At 59.2% G+C, this 18,338-nt stretch carries 15 protein-coding genes; 4 read left to right on the top strand and 11 right to left on the bottom strand.

The window, feature by feature from the left end; all coding sequences use genetic code 11:
* The first annotated feature begins 265 nt into the window (after positions 1 to 265).
* Complete coding sequence (locus ACOYXH_RS14790) at positions 266 to 511, top strand: hypothetical protein (protein WP_258708477.1); 246 nt, start codon at positions 266 to 268, stop codon at positions 509 to 511.
* Between the two features lie 171 nt (positions 512 to 682).
* Here ACOYXH_RS14790 and ACOYXH_RS14795 read toward each other — a convergent pair whose 3' ends face one another.
* The 6 genes from ACOYXH_RS14795 to ACOYXH_RS14820 are packed head-to-tail and all read right to left on the bottom strand — an operon-like array spanning position 683 to position 6,638.
* A complete protein-coding gene (locus ACOYXH_RS14795) occupies positions 683 to 2,425 on the bottom strand; it encodes an ABC transporter substrate-binding protein (protein WP_258708478.1) in 1,743 nt (580 codons plus the stop codon).
* A gap of 47 nt (positions 2,426 to 2,472) precedes the next feature.
* Complete coding sequence (locus tag ACOYXH_RS14800) at positions 2,473 to 2,745, bottom strand: DUF2160 domain-containing protein (RefSeq protein WP_007912485.1); 273 nt, start codon at positions 2,743 to 2,745, stop codon at positions 2,473 to 2,475.
* Positions 2,746 to 2,755: 10 nt separating this feature from the next.
* Positions 2,756 to 3,556 (bottom strand): carbohydrate ABC transporter permease, encoded by an 801-nt coding sequence (locus ACOYXH_RS14805; protein ID WP_003192012.1) that lies wholly within the window; start codon positions 3,554 to 3,556, stop codon positions 2,756 to 2,758.
* A gap of 9 nt (positions 3,557 to 3,565) precedes the next feature.
* Positions 3,566 to 4,432 (bottom strand): carbohydrate ABC transporter permease, encoded by an 867-nt coding sequence (locus tag ACOYXH_RS14810; RefSeq protein WP_007912484.1) that lies wholly within the window; start codon positions 4,430 to 4,432, stop codon positions 3,566 to 3,568.
* Positions 4,429 to 5,544, bottom strand: a complete 1,116-nt coding sequence (locus tag ACOYXH_RS14815) for an ABC transporter ATP-binding protein (RefSeq protein ID WP_460409729.1) — start codon at positions 5,542 to 5,544, stop codon at positions 4,429 to 4,431. Before ACOYXH_RS14815 ends, ACOYXH_RS14810 begins: the two co-directional genes overlap by 4 nt.
* Positions 5,544 to 6,638 (bottom strand): ABC transporter ATP-binding protein, encoded by a 1,095-nt coding sequence (locus tag ACOYXH_RS14820; protein WP_095048092.1) that lies wholly within the window; start codon positions 6,636 to 6,638, stop codon positions 5,544 to 5,546. Before ACOYXH_RS14820 ends, ACOYXH_RS14815 begins: the two co-directional genes overlap by 1 nt.
* Before the next feature lie 380 nt (positions 6,639 to 7,018).
* On the opposite strand from ACOYXH_RS14820, the gene ACOYXH_RS14825 reads away from it, so the two are divergent.
* Entirely contained in the window at positions 7,019 to 8,872 is a 1,854-nt protein-coding gene (locus tag ACOYXH_RS14825) for a sigma-54-dependent Fis family transcriptional regulator (RefSeq protein WP_095048093.1), read from the top strand.
* 191 nt (positions 8,873 to 9,063) lie between these two features.
* Here ACOYXH_RS14825 and ACOYXH_RS14830 read toward each other — a convergent pair whose 3' ends face one another.
* The 3 genes from ACOYXH_RS14830 to ACOYXH_RS14840 all read right to left on the bottom strand — a co-directional run bounded on the left by ACOYXH_RS14830 (position 9,064) and on the right by ACOYXH_RS14840 (position 13,734).
* Positions 9,064 to 10,281, bottom strand: coding sequence for an MFS transporter (locus ACOYXH_RS14830; protein WP_220556491.1), 1,218 nt, complete (start codon positions 10,279 to 10,281; stop codon positions 9,064 to 9,066).
* Positions 10,282 to 10,632: 351 nt separating this feature from the next.
* Complete coding sequence (cysS, locus tag ACOYXH_RS14835; protein ID WP_016986558.1) at positions 10,633 to 12,015, bottom strand: cysteine--tRNA ligase; 1,383 nt, start codon at positions 12,013 to 12,015, stop codon at positions 10,633 to 10,635.
* A 21-nt stretch (positions 12,016 to 12,036) separates the two neighbouring features.
* Positions 12,037 to 13,734 (bottom strand): glutamine--tRNA ligase/YqeY domain fusion protein, encoded by a 1,698-nt coding sequence (locus ACOYXH_RS14840; RefSeq protein ID WP_320413179.1) that lies wholly within the window; start codon positions 13,732 to 13,734, stop codon positions 12,037 to 12,039.
* Positions 13,735 to 13,984: 250 nt separating this feature from the next.
* Between ACOYXH_RS14840 and ACOYXH_RS14845 the strand changes: the two genes are divergently transcribed.
* The gene (locus tag ACOYXH_RS14845) at positions 13,985 to 14,491 is read left to right on the top strand and encodes a peptidylprolyl isomerase (protein WP_095050763.1); all 507 of its coding nucleotides are present in this window, start codon (positions 13,985 to 13,987) and stop codon (positions 14,489 to 14,491) included.
* Positions 14,488 to 15,234, top strand: coding sequence for a UDP-2,3-diacylglucosamine diphosphatase (gene lpxH, locus ACOYXH_RS14850; protein WP_095050764.1), 747 nt, complete (start codon positions 14,488 to 14,490; stop codon positions 15,232 to 15,234). Before ACOYXH_RS14845 ends, lpxH begins: the two co-directional genes overlap by 4 nt.
* 219 nt (positions 15,235 to 15,453) lie before the next feature.
* Here the strand turns inward: lpxH and ACOYXH_RS14855 are convergent, their stop codons facing one another.
* Together ACOYXH_RS14855 and ACOYXH_RS14860 are read right to left on the bottom strand one after the other, a co-directional pair.
* Positions 15,454 to 16,983, bottom strand: coding sequence for a DHA2 family efflux MFS transporter permease subunit (locus ACOYXH_RS14855; protein ID WP_095050765.1), 1,530 nt, complete (start codon positions 16,981 to 16,983; stop codon positions 15,454 to 15,456).
* A 137-nt stretch (positions 16,984 to 17,120) separates the two neighbouring features.
* Positions 17,121 to 18,323: an HlyD family secretion protein gene (locus ACOYXH_RS14860; RefSeq protein WP_008082123.1), complete on the bottom strand. Its 1,203-nt coding sequence runs from the start codon at positions 18,321 to 18,323 to the stop codon at positions 17,121 to 17,123.
* Positions 18,324 to 18,338: the final 15 nt, after the last annotated feature.

Genomic DNA, 18,338 nt, shown 5'->3' on the forward strand with positions numbered 1-18,338 from the left:
GTTTTGTGGGCACCACTGAAACCTGTAGGCCTTCGCCTGCTCGCGATGGCGGTGGGTTCTTCAACATCTGCACTGCCTGATACTCAGCCTTCGCGAGCTTGCTCGCGAAAGCGTCGGATCAGGCGATATCCATGTTGAATGTCAGAATGGGAATCGGGAGTTTTGTACGATTTCTTACCGATACGCTCTCGTCTCCGCACAAACTCCGAAAGCTCCCGCCCTAACATCCGCTTCGTCCTACAGCCAGCCTTGAGTGAGTAGTTCTATGGTGAAGGTCTTTGCAGGTAGAAGAACGATGGGGGGCACTATGAGCAGAGACATGTTTTGTGAGTTAGTTGCAGGAATCGAGACTCTGGCAGTCCAAGGTCGGGCGCAGCGCCTTCTCGCTCACACAGGAAAAACCGGCACACCACGAATTGGCGCTATGAAAGGCAAGTTGGTGCTGCCTGAAGATTTCGATTCGCCATTGCCTGACGCCATGCTTGATACCTTTGAAGAAACTCAAGCATGAAGCTGACATTGACCGACGCCCTTTAGTAGCTGCTGCAGTGGGCAGAGCGTTTTTGAGTTTTGTGAACACCACTGCAATCTGTGGGATCGCTTGCCTGCTCGCGATTACGGTAGATCAGGCGCGAAAGAAAACGGCACCTTCCGGTGCCGTTCGCCTTTCACATTTCAGCTTTTACTTACGCGCATCCGCCCACGATTTCAGCAGTTCGTTGTAGCTCACGGTCTCGCCCTTCGGCTTCTCGTTAGCCAGTTTCGGTTTCGGTGCACCCGGTTGATCAAACCAGTACTGAGCATCCCGCTCCGGGTTCATTTTTGGTGCGCAAGTGGCTTGGGCCTTGGAGCGTTCGAGGCGCGTCATGATTGCGTCCTGATCCTTGGCCAAGCCATCCAGCGCCTGTTGTGGAGTTTTCTCGCCGCTCGCCGCTTCGGCGATGTGGCTCCACCACAGTTGCGCCAGACGCGGATAGTCCGGCACGTTGGTGCCGGTCGGGGTCCATTGCACGCGGGCCGGGCTGCGATAGAACTCGACCAGACCGCCAAGTTTCGGCGCCAGGTCAGTCATCGCTTGCGAGTTGATGTCCGACTCGCGAATCGGCGTCAAACCAACGATGGTTTTCTTTAGCGACACGGTTTTCGAGGTCACAAACTGCGCATACAGCCACGCCGCGAGCTTCTGTTTCTCAGGTGTGGACTTCATGAACGTCCACGAGCCCACGTCCTGATAACCAAGCTTCATGCCCTCTTCCCAATACGGCCCGCGTGGCGATGGCGCCATCCGCCATTTCGGCGTGCCGTCGGCGTTGACCACCGGCAGGCCCGGCTTGGTCATGTCGGCGGTGAACGCGGTGTACCAGAAGATTTGCTGCGCAATGTTGCCCTGCGACGGCACCGGACCGGATTCGGAGAAGGTCATGCCCGCCGCTTCCGGTGGCGCGTACTTCTTCAGCCAGTCGACATATTTGGTGGTGGCGAACACGGCGGCGGGACCGTTGGTGTCGCCGCCACGGGTCACGCTGGAGCCGACCGGGTGGCAGTCCTCGACGCGAATCCCCCACTCGTCCACCGGCAAACCGTTGGGCAAGCCTTTGTCGCCGCCACCGGCCATGGAGAACCAGGCATCGGTGAAACGCCAGCCCAGCGACGGGTCTTTCTTGCCGTAGTCCATGTGCCCGTAAACGCGTTTACCGTCGATCTCCTTGACGTCTTCGCTGAAGAATTTGGCGATGTCTTCATAAGCCGACCAGTTCACCGGCACGCCCAATTCGTAGCCGTACTTTTCCTTGAACTTGGCTTTCAGATCGGCGCGTTCGAACCAGTCGGCGCGGAACCAATAGAGGTTGGCGAATTGCTGGTCGGGAAGTTGATAGATCTTGCCGTCCGGCGCGGTGGTGAACGAGATGCCGATGAAGTCCTTGATGTCGAGGGTTGGCGAGGTGAAGTTCTTGCCTTCGTTGGCCATCAGGTCGGTGATCGATTCGGTCTTGCCGTAGCGAAAGTGCGTACCGATCAGGTCCGAGTCGTTGACCCAGCCGTCATAGATATTCTTGTCCGACTGCATCACCGTCTGCATTTTCTCGACCACGTCGCCTTCTTGCAGCAGGTCGTGGGTGAGCTTGATCCCGGTGATTTCGCTGAACGCCTTGGCCAGCACTTTCGACTCGTACTCGTGGGTGGTCAGGGTCTCGGAAACGACCTTGATGTCCATGCCGCGAAACGGCTCGGCCGCTTTGATGAACCACTTCAACTCTTCGAGTTGCTGCTCGGCCGTCAGGGTCGACGGTTTGAATTCACTGCCGATCCATTTTTTCGCCGCGTCTTCGTAGGCATCCGCCCACGCGGCGGCGCTCAAACCGCTGAGTGCCAGCATGGCTGCCAATGAAATGCTATGTCGCAGCTTATTGTTTTTGTCGAACATAGAGACCTCCTGTTTAAGTTGTGGAGCCGCGTTGCCGAACGACTCGACTAGCCCCAACGCATCACAGCCAACAGCCACACCAGGGACAACGCGGACGCCACCCAGATGCTCCAGTCGGTGGCGCCAATCACCAGCAAATGCAGGTAGGCGCTGCCGAGAAGACCGATAAACAAACGATCACCACGGGTGGTGGCAATCGGCAGAAAACCTCGCCGCAGGATGCTCGGCGAGCGCAATTCCCACGTCGTCATGCCGACCAGAATCAGGCCGATGACGATGAAGAATGCTGCGGTAGGCGTGGTCCAGCTCATCCATTCCATCATCAGCTCCTCAGACCCGACCGAGGGCAAAGCCCTTGGCCACGTGGTTGCGAACAAACCAGATCACCAGCATGCCCGGCAGGATGGTCAACACCCCCGCCGCTGCCAGCACGCCCCAGTCGATGCCCGAAGCGGACACCGTACGCGTCATCACCGCCGCAATCGGCTTGGCGTTTACCGAGGTCAACGTGCGCGCGAGCAGCAATTCGACCCAGGAAAACATGAAGCAGAAAAACGCCGTGACGCCAATGCCGGAACCGATCAGCGGGATGAAAATCTTTACGAAGAACTTGGGAAAACTGTAGCCGTCGATGTAGGCAGTTTCGTCGATTTCCTTGGGCACACCGGACATGAAGCCTTCGAGAATCCACACCGCCAATGGCACGTTAAACAGGCAGTGCGCCAAGGCCACGGCGATATGCGTGTCGAACAGGCCAATCGACGAATACAACTGGAAGAACGGCAGCAGAAACACCGCCGGCGGCGCCATGCGGTTGGTCAGCAGCCAGAAGAACAGGTGCTTGTCACCAAGAAAGCGATAACGCGAAAACGCATAGGCTGCCGGCAACGCCACACTCAGGGAAATCACCGTGTTCAAACTCACGTAATACAGCGAGTTCAGATAACCGGTGTACCAGCTCGGATCGGTAAAGATCACCTTGTAGTTCGCCAGCGTGAAGTCCTGTGGGAAAAGCGTAAGGCCGCCAAGGATTTCGGTGTTGCTCTTGAACGACATGTTCAGCAGCCAATAGATGGGCACCAGCAGGAACAGGATGTACACCAGCAACGGAATAAGCTTTCTTTTGCTCATGGCCGGGCCTCAGCGGTTGGCGTCGGAGTGCGTCATGGCGGTGTAGAACAGCCAGGACACCAACAGGATGATCAGGAAGTACACCAGCGAAAACGCCGCTGCCGGACCGAGGTCGAATTGCCCTACGGCCATCTGGGTCAGCGTCTGACTCAAGAAAGTCGTGGCGTTGCCCGGCCCGCCGCCGGTGAGCACGAACGGCTCGGTGTAAATCATGAAGCTGTCCATGAAGCGCAGCATCACCGCGATCAGCAGCACGCTCTTCAGCTTGGGCAACTGAATGTGCCTGAACACCGCCCAGGCCGAGGCGCGGTCGATCCGCGCGGCCTGGTAATACACGTCGGGAATCGCGCGCAAACCGGAGAAACACAGCAGCGCCACCAATGAAGTCCAGTGCCAGACGTCCATCACCAGCACCGTCACCCAGGCGTCCATGGTGTTTGCCGCGTAGTTGTAGCTGATGCCCATCGCGTTGAGGCTCGAACCCAGTAGACCGATGTCGGCACGGCCGAAAATCTGCCAGATGGTGCCGACCACGTTCCACGGGATCAGCAGCGGAATCGCCAGAATGATCAGCACCACCGACGACCAGCGGCCCTTGGTTGGCATCGTCAGCGCAACGGCAATACCCAGCGGAATTTCAATCAGCAACACGCACGCCGAATAGATGAACTGGCGCAGCAATGAGTCGTGCAAACGCGGATCGAGCAGCACTTGCTTGTACCAGTCGGCGCCGACGAAGTAGCGGCTGGACTGGTCGAAGATGTCCTGCACCGAATAGTTGACCACGGTCATCATCGGGATCACCGCACTGAACGCCACCAGCAGAAACACCGGCAACACCAGCCACCAGGCCTTGTTGTTCTGCACCTTGTTCATGGCTGCACCTCGTTTTCTTCAGGGGCTTCGAGCAGAAACTCATCGGCATAGACCATCAGCCACTGCGCCGGAAAACTGATGTACGCCGTACCCTGGGGCACCGGTTTGTCTTCGGCCAGACGCACTTTCAGCGGTGCACCGTCGAGGTCGAGGGTCATGATCTTGTAGGTGCCGAGGTCTTCGACGTGTACGACCTTTGCCTGCATCGCGTCATCAAACGGCTCGTCCCACACGTGAATAAACTCGGGGCGGATGCCGACCTTCAGATTTTTCCACTGGCCGTGTTCGATATGTCGCTGCATCGCGTCAGACAGCGGCAGATGCGTCGAGGCGAAACCGACGCCGCCGGGTTGTGGCTGCACGTCGATCAGGTTCATCCCGGGGCTGCCGATGAAATAACCGACAAAAGTATGGCTCGGCCGCTCAAACAGTTCCCGAGGCGTGCCGAACTGGACGATCTGGCCGCCGTACATCACCGCAATCTTATCGGCGAAGGTCGAGGCCTCCAGCTGATCGTGGGTGACGTAGACCATGGTGATGTTGAACTGCTCGTGGATCTGCTTGAGCTTGCGTCGCAATTTCCATTTCAGGTGCGGGTCGATCACCGTCAGCGGTTCGTCGAAGAGGATCGCCGAAACGTCGTCGCGGACCAGACCCCGGCCCATCGAGACTTTCTGTTTTTCGTCAGCGGTGAGGTTGCGCGCCTTCTTGCTCAGGAGGTTTTGCAGGTCGAGGACTTCGGCGATTTCCTGCACCTTGCTGTGCACTTTCGCCTCGGCCATGCCCTGATTGCGCAGGGGAAAAGCGAGGTTATCGAACACGGTCATGGTGTCGTAGACCACCGGGAACTGGAAAACCTGGGCGATGTTGCGCTTCTCCGGCGTCAGGTCGTTGACCGCTTTGCCGTCGAACAACACGTGGCCCTGCGAGGGGCTGAGCAGGCCGGAAATGATGTTGAGCAAGGTCGACTTGCCGCAACCCGACGGCCCGAGCAAGGCGTAGGCACCGCCCTGCTCCCAGACGTGATCCATCTCGCGGATCGCGTAATCCTCCGCGCCGCTGGGGGTTTTGCTGTAACTGTGGGCGAGGTGCTGCAAACGGATTTCGGCCATCAGGCAACCCTCGCGACACGCCGGCCCGGTGCTTGCACCAGCCGGCCCTGCGCATCGAAAACAAACAGTTTGTGGGTCGGGATGTAAATGCGGATCGGCGCATCGACGTCGTATTCGTGAACGCCGGGCAGGTGCAGCACCAGCAGGAAATGCTCGTTGCGCACGTGCAGGAAGGTTTCCGAACCGCTGATCTCGGCGACTTCGACGGTCACTGCCAATTCCAGATCGTCATCGTTGCTCGGCACCAGCGAGATATGGCTGGGGCGCACGCCAAAACGAAACTCGCCCTCACCCACCGGGCGTAGATCGACGTTCAACGGGAAGTGCACGAAATTGGCGAAACTGACTTCATTACCGGCAATACGCCCAGGCATCAGGTTGATCGGCGGCTCGGAGAACAACTCGGCGGCGAGCACGCTTTGTGGCTGGTGATACACCGAAGTCGACGGGCCGCTTTGAATCACCCGGCCCTCGTGAAGAATGGTCGTGGTGCCGCCGAGTGCCAGCGCTTCGTTGGGCTCGGTGGTGGCGTAGATCGCGATGGTGTGGCGCGCCTTGAACAGCTCGCGCATTTCCTGGCGCAGCTCTTCGCGCAGTTTGTAGTCGAGGTTGACCAGCGGCTCATCGAACAGGATCAGCTCGGCATCCTTGACCAGCGCGCGGGCCATAGCGGTGCGTTGCTGTTGACCGCCGGACAGCTCCAGCGGATAGCGCTGCAGAAACTTCTCGATGCGCAGCATCTTCGCGGTTTCCTGCACTTTGCTGTGGATGATCTCTTTCGACACACCGGCCTGACGCAGCGGCGAGGCGATGTTTTCGAACACGGTCATGGTCGGGTAGTTGATGAACTGCTGATAGACCATCGATACGTTGCGCAGACGCACCGGACGTTGGGTAACGTCGACGCCGTTCATCAGGATTCGGCCGCTGTCGGGTTTGTCCAGACCGGCCATTAAACGCATGAGGCTGGTTTTGCCGGACAGCGTGCGGCCGAGCAAAACGTTGAAAGAACCAGGTTCGAATTTCAGGCACGCATCGTCGATCCAGATCTGGCCCTCGACGGTACGGCTGACGTGCTCCAGGGTGAGTGACATGGCTCGGCCTTTTTATTATTGGAGTCAAGCGACCTGTGCACGGGAGCGAGTTTCGTGCCAGAAATGGCAAGTGATTGATTTGTCGCGAAAATCGTTGAAAGCGCGGAGAACAGGCGTTCATTGCTGAACACATTTGAACAGTTGAGCGATTGACAATGAACAATAGTGAACAACACTCTATGAACGCTTTTTGCCCGATCTCGTAAACACGGAAGATCCCTGTAGGAGTGAGCCTGCTCGCGATAGCGGTGTGTCAGTCAATGCAAATCCGTCTGATAGACCGCTATCGCGAGCAGGCTCACTCCTACAGGGATCTGTGCAGGTTTCGAAGATCGGATTCATAACAACAATAAAAATCGCTGCATCAGAGGCCCACTGCCATGGCCGCACCTGCCCCGCCGCTGTCCCACGACGCGATCGTCCAGACTTCCTGGCAACGTTGCCGCGCGTTCGGTCTCGACCACCAAAGCACGCCAGCCTTCGATCAACTGCCCGCCGCCGGCATCGCGCAGTTGCTCGACAGCCACCATTCACTGGTGCAGACCACGCACCAGGAAGTCCTGCCCTATTACGAAAACATCCTCAGCAATTCCAACTGCCTGATCATGCTTGCCGACAATCAGGGCCAGGTGCTGACCTCGTGGGGCACGCAACGCTTTATCGAGCCGAATCTGGCCCGGGGGTTTCAGGCTGGGGCGAGCTGGATGGAGCGCTGCAGCGGCACCAATGCGATCGGCACGGCGCTGGCGTGTGAACAAGCGGTGCACATCGAACACGATGAACACTTCCTGAAAGCCAACCGTTTCATGACCGGTTCCGCCGCGCCGATTTTTGACGCTGAGCGCAAGGTGATCGCGGTGCTCGATGTGTCCAGCGACAGCTACCTGCCGCCCTCGCACACTTTGGGCATGGTCAAGATGATGAGCCAGACAGTGGAGAACCGGCTGATCCTCAACCTGTTCCATGGCCAGCACTTTCAACTGACCTTCAACACCGGGTTGAACAACCTCGACAGTCAGTGGGCCGGGTTGTTGATCTTTGATGAGAGCGGTCAGGTGCTGTCGGCCAATCGCCGGGCGGACAATTTGCTCGGCGTGCGCTTGTCGCGGGTCAGCGTTGAAAGCCTGTTCAAGGTGTCACTGCTGGAGTTGATCAATCAGCCCGACGGGTTGCCGTTTGCCTTGCAGACGTCCGGGCGTAACCGTTTTCAATGTTTGTTGAAGCGACCGAAACAGGCGCCAATTCAGCCTCGGGTGTTTGCCGAACCGAAAAGCATTGAAGTGCCATTAAAACCACCCGCGGGCGCTATCAGCCTCAGCACCCTGCACTTCGGCGACAGTCGCGTGGAGAAAGCTGTGCGCCAGGCTGAGCGTTTGCTGGAGAAAGACATTCCGCTGCTGATCCATGGCGAAACCGGTGTCGGCAAAGAGGTCTTCGTCAAAGCTCTGCATCAGGCCAGCTCGCGCAGCAAACAGGCGTTTATCGCCGTCAACTGCGCGGCGATCCCCGCCGAACTGGTGGAATCCGAATTATTCGGTTACGAGAAAGGCGCGTTCACCGGCGCGAATCAGAAAGGCAGCATCGGACTGATTCGCAAGGCTGACAGAGGCACGTTATTCCTCGATGAAATCGGCGATATGCCGTTGCCGACGCAGGCACGGTTGTTGCGGGTGCTGCAGGAACGTTGCGTGCAACCGGTGGGCAGCAGCGAGTTGTTTGCGGTGGATTTGCGGATCATTTCGGCGACTAACCGCTCTTTGCGTGAACAAGTGCAGTTGGGGCGGTTTCGTGAGGATTTGTATTACCGCATTGGTGGATTGACGCTGGAGCTGCCGCCATTGCGAGAGCGCAGTGATAAAGAGGCGTTGTTTAAACGGTTGTGGGAACAGCATCGCGAGCCGACGCAGTGGGCGGGATTGAGTCAGGAGGTGCTGGAGTTGTTCAGCCGTCATCCGTGGCCGGGGAATTTACGTCAGGTCAGTAGCGTGATGCAGGTGGCGTTGGCGATGGCTGAGGAGCAGCCGGTGAGGCTGGAGCATTTGCCGGATGATTTTTTTGTTGATCTGGAGATGGAGCCGGTGGAGAGCGCGGCGCCGCTGGGGGTTGATTTGAATGATGTGGAAGCGTTGAACCGGGAGTTGAAAGCGGCCGGGGGGAATATTTCGCACCTGGCGCGACGGTTGGGGGTGAGTCGGAATACGCTTTACAAGCGGTTGCGGCAGATTGAAGGTTGAGTGAACCGCCCTTTCCCTCATCGGAACGCCGCCCGCCCATCCCTCTCCCGGAGGGAGAGGGAGCTGACCGAGGTGTATGGCGCCGGACATCGACCTGAAAGATCGTGGCGATTATGGATTCGGCGCAAATCGCTCAGGTCGGTGTATTTCCTGAACATCCCCCATTCAGTCCCCTCTCCTGGGGGAGAGGGCTAGGGTGAGGGCGAAAATTCCGGCTCAACATGCGCAACCGAAGCCGCCTCCAATGTGCGCAATCCCACCATCACAACAACCACCATCATGATCCCAGCGCCAATGGCCACGCCAAACCCCGCCCGCGCGCCCCACGCATCAATCACCAGCCCCGCCAGCATGCCGCCCAGCGCAACGCCAATGCTGATACCGGTGGTCATCCACGTCAGCCCTTCGGTGATCCGCGACGGCGGGATGATGATCGTCCCCAGCTTCATGACCACCACCATCGTCGGCGCAAACGAGATGCCGGCAATAAACAGCGTCGCTGAAAGGACATAAACGTCCGTGGCAAAAATGGGCAGCACGCCAGTGAACGCCGTGACCAATATCCCGATCAGGAACTGTTTTTCGATCGCCAGGGAAACCCTCATCGCGCCAAACGTCAGGCCCGCCACCAGTGAGCCGAACGCATAGGCCGCGAGGATGAAGGTCGCCGCCCCCGGCCAGCCTTGCGCATTGGCGAAGGCGACAACAGCGACATCGATTGCTCCGCCAATGACCCCCATCGCTAACAACGCGAGGACAATGGTGCGCACGCCGGGGATCAGCAAGGTTGAGCCGCTATGGCTGGCGTGACCGACGACAACCTTCGGCTCTGTCTGGCGTTGCAGCAGAAACGCCGTGACCCCGACGGCCAACAGCCCGACCGCAACCAGCGGCCCGGCTTCGGCGAAAAAGCTCACGCTCAGACCGATCGCCAGTGGCGGGCCGATGATGTAGGCGAGTTCGGTCAATACGGTGTCCAGCGAGAACGCCGTGTGCAACTGCGGCTTGCCCCGGAACAACTGCGACCATCGCGCGCGGATCATCGATGGCATGCTCGGCATCGTCCCCGCCAATGCTGCCAGAACAAACAGCAAGCCGGCAGGTGCGCGCCAATAAACAGCGATGATCAGGGCCAGCAACATGGCTATGCTGAACGCCGTGACGACAGGTAGCACGCGGCTCTGGCCATGCTGATCAACCAGTCTGGAGATGTGCGGGCCGAGCAACGCATTGGCCAGGGTGAACGTCCCGGCGACTGCGCCGGCCAGCCAGTACACCCCGGTTTGCTGCACCAGCATGGTGATGATGCCGATGCCGATCATTGCCTGCGGCAAGCGTGCAATGGAACTCGCGAGCACTAGCCCGGTGGCGCCGGGGGTGGTTAGCAGTTCGCGGTAGTGATTGGCCATGGTGTCTCCATTCGATATTCGTCGCCGCTCAGCATCCGGCTGAACGCGTTGCCGACATCAAGACCTACGCGAACGTCAAAAGCAACCCTCACCCAGGGGGAGAGGGAGCTGACCGAAGTGTCTGGCGTTGTGCATCGACCTGAAAAAAACAGTCGATTATGGATTCAAAGCAGCACGTTCAAGTCGGCGTATTTCCTAAACATCCCCCATTCGGTCCCCTCTCCCTCTGGGAGAGGGTTAGGGTGAGGGGCTTTTCTGGCGGCCAAACAAAAACCCGCACAAGGCGGGTTTTGTTGATCGTTCCCACGCTCCGCGTGGGAATGCAGCCTGGGACGCTCCGCGTCCCTGATCTCAGTCAGCCAGACGCCAGGTAGTCCCACCCTTGCCGTCTTCCAGCACAACACCCATCGCCGTCAGCTGATCACGAATCCGATCCGACTCAGCCCAATCCTTCCCGGCCCGCGCCGCCAGACGCGCCGCAATCAGTGCATCAACCTCTGCCGCATCGACACGCCCTTCAGCGCCCGCCTGCAGGAAGTCATCCGCCTCCAACTGCAACACACCCAACACGCTCGCCAGCTCTTTCAGACGCGCCGCCAGACCTGCCGCTGCATCAAGATCGCTCTCACGCAGACGGTTGATCTCACGCACCATCTCAAACAGCACGGCGCAGGCTTCCGGCGTGCCGAAGTCGTCGTTCATCACCGTGGTGAAACGCTCGACGAAGGCTTCGCCGCCCGCCGGCGCCACAGTCGGCAGGCCTTTCAACGCGTGGTAGAAACGCTCGAGGGCGCCTTTGGCGTCCTTGAGGTTGTCTTCCGAGTAGTTGATCGCGCTGCGGTAGTGGCTCGACACCAGCAGGTAACGCACGACTTCCGGGTGATACTTTTCCAGCACGTCGCGAATGGTGAAGAAGTTGTTCAAGGACTTGGACATCTTCTCGCCATTGATGCGGATCATGCCGCAATGCATCCACGCGTTGGCGTAGGTCTTGCCGGTGGCCGCTTCGCTCTGGGCGATTTCGTTTTCGTGGTGCGGGAACTCGAGGTCGCTGCCGCCGCCATGAATGTCGAACGTCTCGCCGAGGCAGCAGGTGGACATCACCGAGCACTCGATGTGCCAGCCCGGACGCCCGGCGCCCCACGGCGATTCCCAGCTTGGCTCGCCCGGCTTGGCGGCTTTCCACAGGACGAAGTCCAGCGGGTCCTGTTTCGACTCGTCGACTTCGATGCGCGCGCCGATGCGCAGGTCTTCGATTTTCTTGCGCGACAGCTTGCCGTAGCCCATGAACTTGGCGACGCGGTAGTACACGTCACCGTTGCCCGGGGCGTAGGCGTAACCCTTGTCGATCAAGGTCTGGATCATCGCGTGCATGCCCGGAATGTGATCCGTGGCGCGCGGTTCCATGTCCGGCTTCTTGATGTTCAGGCGCGCTTCGTCTTCGTGCATCGCCGCGATCATGCGCTCGGTCAACGCTTCGAACGATTCACCGTTCTCGTTGGCCCGGTTGATGATCTTGTCGTCGATGTCGGTGATGTTGCGCACGTAGGTCAGGTCGTAACCGCTGAACCGCAACCAGCGGGTCACCAGGTCGAATGCGACCATGCTGCGGCCGTGGCCAAGGTGGCAGTAGTCGTACACGGTCATCCCGCAGACGTACATGCGCACCTTGTTGCCATCCAGCGGCTTGAAAACTTCTTTGCTCTTGGTGAGCGTGTTGTAGATCGTTAGCACGTTATTTCCCTTGACGCTGAATCACTGGCCCCACGAATCACGCAGGGTCACGGTACGGTTGAATACCGGCTGACCTGGTTTCGAGTCCTTCATATCAGCAACGAAGTAGCCTTCGCGCTCGAACTGGAAACGGTCTTCCGGCTGTGCATTGCCAAGCGATGGCTCAGCACGACAACCGGTGAGTACCTGCAGCGAATCAGGGTTGATGTTGTCGAGGAAACTCGCGCTGTCTTCAGCCTTCTCAGGGTTGGCCGAACGGAACAGACGATCGTACAGACGCACTTCGCACTCGACGCTGGCCGCGGCCGGCACCCAGTGGATCACGCCTTTGACCTTGCGGCCTTCAGGGTTCTTGCCGAGGGTTTCCGGGTCGTACGAGCAACGCAGTTCGACGATGTTGCCATCGGCGTCCTTGATCGCTTCGTCGGCACGGATCACGTAGCTGCCGCGCAGACGCACTTCACCGGCCGGTTCCAGGCGCTTGTAGCCCTTCGGCGGCTCTTCCATGAAGTCGTCACGGTCGATGTAGATTTCCCGGGCGAATGGCAGCGCGCGTACGCCCATGTCTTCTTTCGGGTGGCGCGGTAGTTCGAGGTTCTCGACCTGGCCTTCCGGGTAATTGGTGATGACGACTTTCAGCGGACGCAGTACGCACATGGCGCGTGGCGCGGTCTGGTCGAGGTCGTCACGGATGCTGAATTCGAGCATGCCGAAGTCGACCACGCCGTCGGAACGGTTGGTGCCGATCATTTCGCAGAAGTTGCGGATCGATTTCGGCGTATAGCCACGGCGGCGGAAGCCCGACAGCGTGGACATGCGCGGATCGTCCCAGCCATTGACGTGCTTTTCATCGACCAGTTGCTTGAGCTTGCGCTTGCTGGTGATGGTGTAGTTGAGGTTCAGACGGCTGAACTCGTACTGACGCGGGTGCGCCGGCACTGGCAGTGCGTCGAGGAACCACTCGTACAGCGGACGATGGCTTTCGAATTCCAGGGTGCAGATCGAGTGGGTGATGCCTTCGATGGCGTCCGACTGACCGTGGGTGAAGTCGTAGTTCGGGTAGATGCACCACTTGTCACCGGTCTGGTGGTGATGCGCGTGACGGATGCGATACATGATCGGGTCGCGCAGGTTCATGTTCGGCGAGGCCATGTCGATTTTGGCACGCAGCACGCGGGCGCCGTCCGGGAACTCACCGGCACGCATACGCGCAAACCAGTCGAGGTTCTCTTCTACCGAACGGTCGCGGAACGGGCTGTTCTTGCCCGGCTCGGTCAGGCTGCCACGGTATTCCTTGGCCTGCTCAGGGGTCAGGTCGTCGACGTAAGCCTTGCCGGCCTTGATCAGCTCGACGGCCCAATCGTGCAACTGGTCAAAATACTGCGAGGCGTAGCGCACTTCACCGGACCACTCGAAGCCCAGCCATTTGACGTCGCTTTCGATCGCGTCGATGTATTCCTGGTCTTCCTTGGCCGGGTTGGTGTCGTCGAAACGCAGGTGCGTGACGCCGCCGAACTCCTGGGCCAGGCCGAAGTTCACGCAGATCGACTTGGCGTGGCCGATGTGCAGGTAGCCGTTGGGCTCCGGCGGGAAACGGGTGACGATCTGGGTGTGCTTGCCCGAGTCCAGGTCTGCCTGGATGATCGGCCGCAGGAAATTGACCGGCACGGCAGGGCCGGACTTGGCATTCGAGGTAGGGTCGACAGTGGGCTTGCTCATAGGATCCTTGACTTACATGTGCGCGGCCGCAGAGGGGGCCAGACAAAACAAAGCCGCTATCATAGCCGATGCTGTCAAGGGGCTGACAGAGCACGGCCTATAAAGGAGCGCATTTAATCGCAGGGATTTGGAAAAACAGCCTCGAAATTCGCGCCTGTCACGCTAAACTGCGCACCTTGGCCTACGGGCTGAACCGGTAACGGGCAGAAATGTCCCATTGCCCACGAATTCCTTATAAAGAGTAGCGATCATGACTCAAGTCAAACTGACCACCAACTTCGGCGACATCGTCATCGAACTGGACGCGGAAAAAGCGCCAATCACCGTTGCCAACTTTCTCGAATATGTTAAAGCCGGTCACTACGAGAACGTGGTTTTCCACCGTGTGATCAAGGGTTTCATGATCCAGGGCGGTGGTTTCCAGCCTGGCATGCAGGAAAAGAAAGACAAGCGTCCAAGCATCCAGAACGAAGCCGACAACGGCCTGAAGAACGAGAAGTACACCCTGGCCATGGCTCGCACCATGGACCCGCATTCGGCATCGGCGCAATTCTTCATCAACGCCACCAACAACAGTTTCCTCAACCACACCGCCAAAACCGCTCAGGGCTGGGGTTATGCAGTGTTCGGTAAAGTCGTTGCAGGCACTGACGTTGTCGACAAGATCGAAGGCGTGGCGACTACCTCCAAGGCCGGCCATCAGGACGTACCAGCAGACGACGTGATCATCGAGAAAGCCGAGATCATCGAAGCGTGATATTGCTGATTTCAGACTTGCATCTGGAAGAGGAGCGCCCGGACATTACCCGGGCGTTTCTGGATTTACTCGCCGGACGCGCCCGCTCGGCGAGTGCGCTGTACATCCTCGGCGACTTCTTCGAGGCGTGGATTGGCGACGACGCCATGACGCCCTTCCAGCGTTCCATCTGCCAGGCCCTGCGCGAACTGAGCGACAGCGGCACGGCAATTTTTCTGATGCACGGCAATCGCGACTTCATGCTCGGCAAGGCCTTCTGCAAGCAGGCCGGCTGTACGTTGTTGAAGGACCCGAGTGTCGTGCAGTTTTACGGCGAGCCGGTGCTGTTGATGCACGGCGATAGCCTCTGCACCCGCGACGTCGGCTACATGAAGCTGCGGCGTTATCTGCGTAATCCGATCACGCTGTTCATCCTGCGTAACCTGCCCTTGAGCAGCCGCCATAAACTGGCGCGCAAGCTGCGCAGTGAAAGCCGTGCACAGACGCGGATGAAGGCCAATGACATTGTCGATGTCACGCCTGAAGAGATTCCGCGGATCATGCAGGCGTTTGGCGTGAAAACCTTGATTCATGGCCACACCCACCGCCCGGCGATTCACAAGTTGCAGCTTGGTGAACAAGCGGCGAAGCGGATTGTGTTGGGGGATTGGGATCGTCAGGGGTGGGCGTTGCAGGTGGATGAAAGCGGTTACGCATTGGCGCCGTTCGACTTCGCCCCGCCGCTGGCTTTGCCGCACGGCTGAAGATCGCTACCCCCTCACCCCAGCCCTCTCCCCCAGGGGGCGAGGGGGAAAGGGAGCCGACCGAGTGCAGCTCAAAACCCGCGCTCGACTCCCGATCTCAAATCACGCTTTCCCCAAACCGGAGTTCAAATCGGTGACTCAGGTCGGCGTACCTCGAAAGCACACCACGGTCAGTCCCCTCTCCCCCCGGGAGAGGGTTAGGGTGAGGGGCTTTTGACCTTAGTGCCCTGAAGCCGCAGGCCCCGCCTTCGCAGCAAACGGCGGCTTCGCCAGCCACACAATCAGAATCAACCCCATAAACCCCCAGCCCAGCAGCGTGAAGTAATCCACGGTGGAGAGCATGTACGCCTGGCTCGTCAAAATCTGATCCATCTGCGCATAAGCCGACTGGCTCGCCCCGCCCAAATGATTCAAGGTCTCGCGAGTCGCCGGTTCGAAAGTGCTGATGCTCTCACTCATATACGCATGATGCTGATCCGCGCGGCGAATCCAGATCCACGTGGTCAGCGACGCCGCAAAGCTACCGCCCAACGTCCGCAGAAAAGTCGCAAGACCAGCACCATCGGCAATCTGGCTCGGCGGCAGGTCCGACATCAGAATGCTCAAGGTCGGCATAAAGAACAGCGCCACACCAATGCCCATGAACAACTGCACCAGCGCAATGTGCTGGAAATCCACTTCATTGGTAAATCCGGCGCGCATAAAGCAACTCAAGCCAATCGCCAGAAACGCCAGTCCGGCCAGCAAACGCAGGTCGAACTTGTTAGCGTACTTGCCGACAAATGGCGACAGCAGCACCGGCAGAATGCCGATCGGCGCTACGGCCAGACCGGCCCAGGTCGCGGTGTAGCCCATTTGTGTCTGCAACCACTGCGGCAGGATCAGGTTGATGCCGAAGAACCCGGCGTAACCGAGCACCAACACTAGCGTGCCGATGCGGAAGTTGCGGTAGGCGAACAGCCGCAGGTTGACCACCGGATGCTGGTCGGTCATTTCCCAGATAACGAACACCGCCAGCGCGATCACCGAAATCGCCGCGCCGATGATGATGAAGTTCGACTCGAACCAATCCAGGTCATTGCCCTTGTCGAGGATCACCTGCAACGCGCCAACACCAATGATCAGCGTGATCAGGCCGACGTAATCCATCGGCTGACGGCTGGTTTCCACCGGACGTTTGGCCAGTTGCGAGCGCACTACCATCACCGCAAAGATGCCGATCGGCACGTTGATGAAGAAGATCCACGGCCAGCTGTAACTGTCGGTAATCCAGCCACCGAGGATCGGCCCGGCAATTGGCGCAACCACCGTGACCATCGCCAGTAACGCCAGGGCCATGCCTCGCTTCGCGGGCGGATAGACCGCGATCAGCAGGGTTTGCGTCATCGGGTACAGCGGCCCGGCGACCAGACCTTGCAGCACGCGGAAGCCGATCAGTTCCGGCATCGATGTTGAGATACCGCAGAGAAACGAGGCCAGCACAAACAGAATGGTGGCCCAGAGAAACAGCTTCACCTCGCCGAAACGGCGGCTGAGCCAACCGGTCAGCGGCAGCGCAATCGCGTTGCTCACGGCGAACGAGGTGATCACCCAGGTGCCCTGCTCCGAACTCACCCCGAGGTTGCCGGATATCGTCGGCAGCGCCACGTTGGCGATGGTGGTGTCGAGCACTTGCATGAACGTCGCCAGCGACAGGCCGATGGTGCTGAGCAACAGGCTGGGCGGCGTGAAAGAGGCGTTATTGCTCATTGTGAATCCTATGAAACCTGATGGTCGCCGCAGCCCTGTAGGAGTGAGCCTGCTCGCGATAACGGTGTATCAGTCGAGGAATTGGGTCTGACACACCGCTATCGCGAGCAGGCTCACTCCTACAAAGTCAGTGCAGGTCAGCGTTGCGCGGTTTTGCTCACCGCGGCGCTGTTGTCGTGGATCAGTTGCGCAATCATCGCGTCGGCTTCGGCCAGCTGGCGATCGTAGACGTTGGTGCTGAACGAAGCCTTTTGTGGAGGCTGCTGTGCCAATACCGGGCCGCTCTGGTCGTGCAGGTTCACTTCAACATTGGTCGACAGGCCAACGCGCAGCGGATGCTTGGCCAGTTCTTCAGCGTTGATGTGAATCCGCACCGGCACACGCTGAACGATCTTGATCCAGTTACCGGTAGCGTTCTGCGCCGGCAGCAGAGCAAACGCGCTACCGGTACCGGCGCCAAGGCTGTCGACGGTGCCGCTGTATTTCACGTCGCTGCCGTAGATGTCGGATTCGATGTCGACCGGCTGGCCGATGCGCATGTCACGCAGTTGGGTTTCTTTGAAGTTGGCGTCAATCCACAGCTGATCCAGCGGAATCACCGCCATCAACGCCGTGCCCGGCTGCACGCGCTGGCCGAGTTGCACGGTGCGTTTGGCGACGTAACCGGTGACCGGCGCGATCAAAGTGCTACGAGCATTGGTCAGGTAGGCCTGACGCAGATCTGCAGCGGCCGACATCACGTCCGGATGCGACGACACCACGGTGTCATCGACCAGTGCGCTGGTGGTTTTCAGCTGCTGCTTGGCGTTGGCCAGGGCGTTCTGCGCCGAGGTCAGGTCGTCGCGAGCGTGGGACAGTTCTTCCTGGGAAATCGCCCCGCCCTGCGCTAGGTTTTTCCGGCGGTTGTAGTTGTCCTGCGCCTTCTGTACTTCGGCCTGTTGCGCATTGACCTGGGCTTTCATGCCGTCAACGTTGCTGTAAAGGCCGCGTACCTGACGCACGGTGCGCGCCAGTTTCGCCTGGGCGCTTTGCAGGCCGACTTCAGCGTCGTTCGGGTCGAAGTTGATCAGCACCTGACCTTCGTGAACCAGATCACCATCGTCAGCACCAATGCTGACCACGGTGCCGGTCACCAGGGGGGTGATTTCGACAACGTTGCCGTTGACGTAGGCGTCGTCAGTGCTTTCGTTAAAGCGCCCGATGAATTCGTGATACGCCCAGACGCCGGCGCAGGCGAGCGCGACGACAACGGCCAGCACCAGCAGCATCACTTTGCGTTTGCGCGGGTTACCGGTGTCCGGGGTGTTGCCTTGAGCTTGGGTGTTTTCGGCAGTGGCCATGACAAGTACCTTGAA

The sequence above is a fragment of the Pseudomonas sp. Mb7 genome (genome assembly GCF_054790525.1).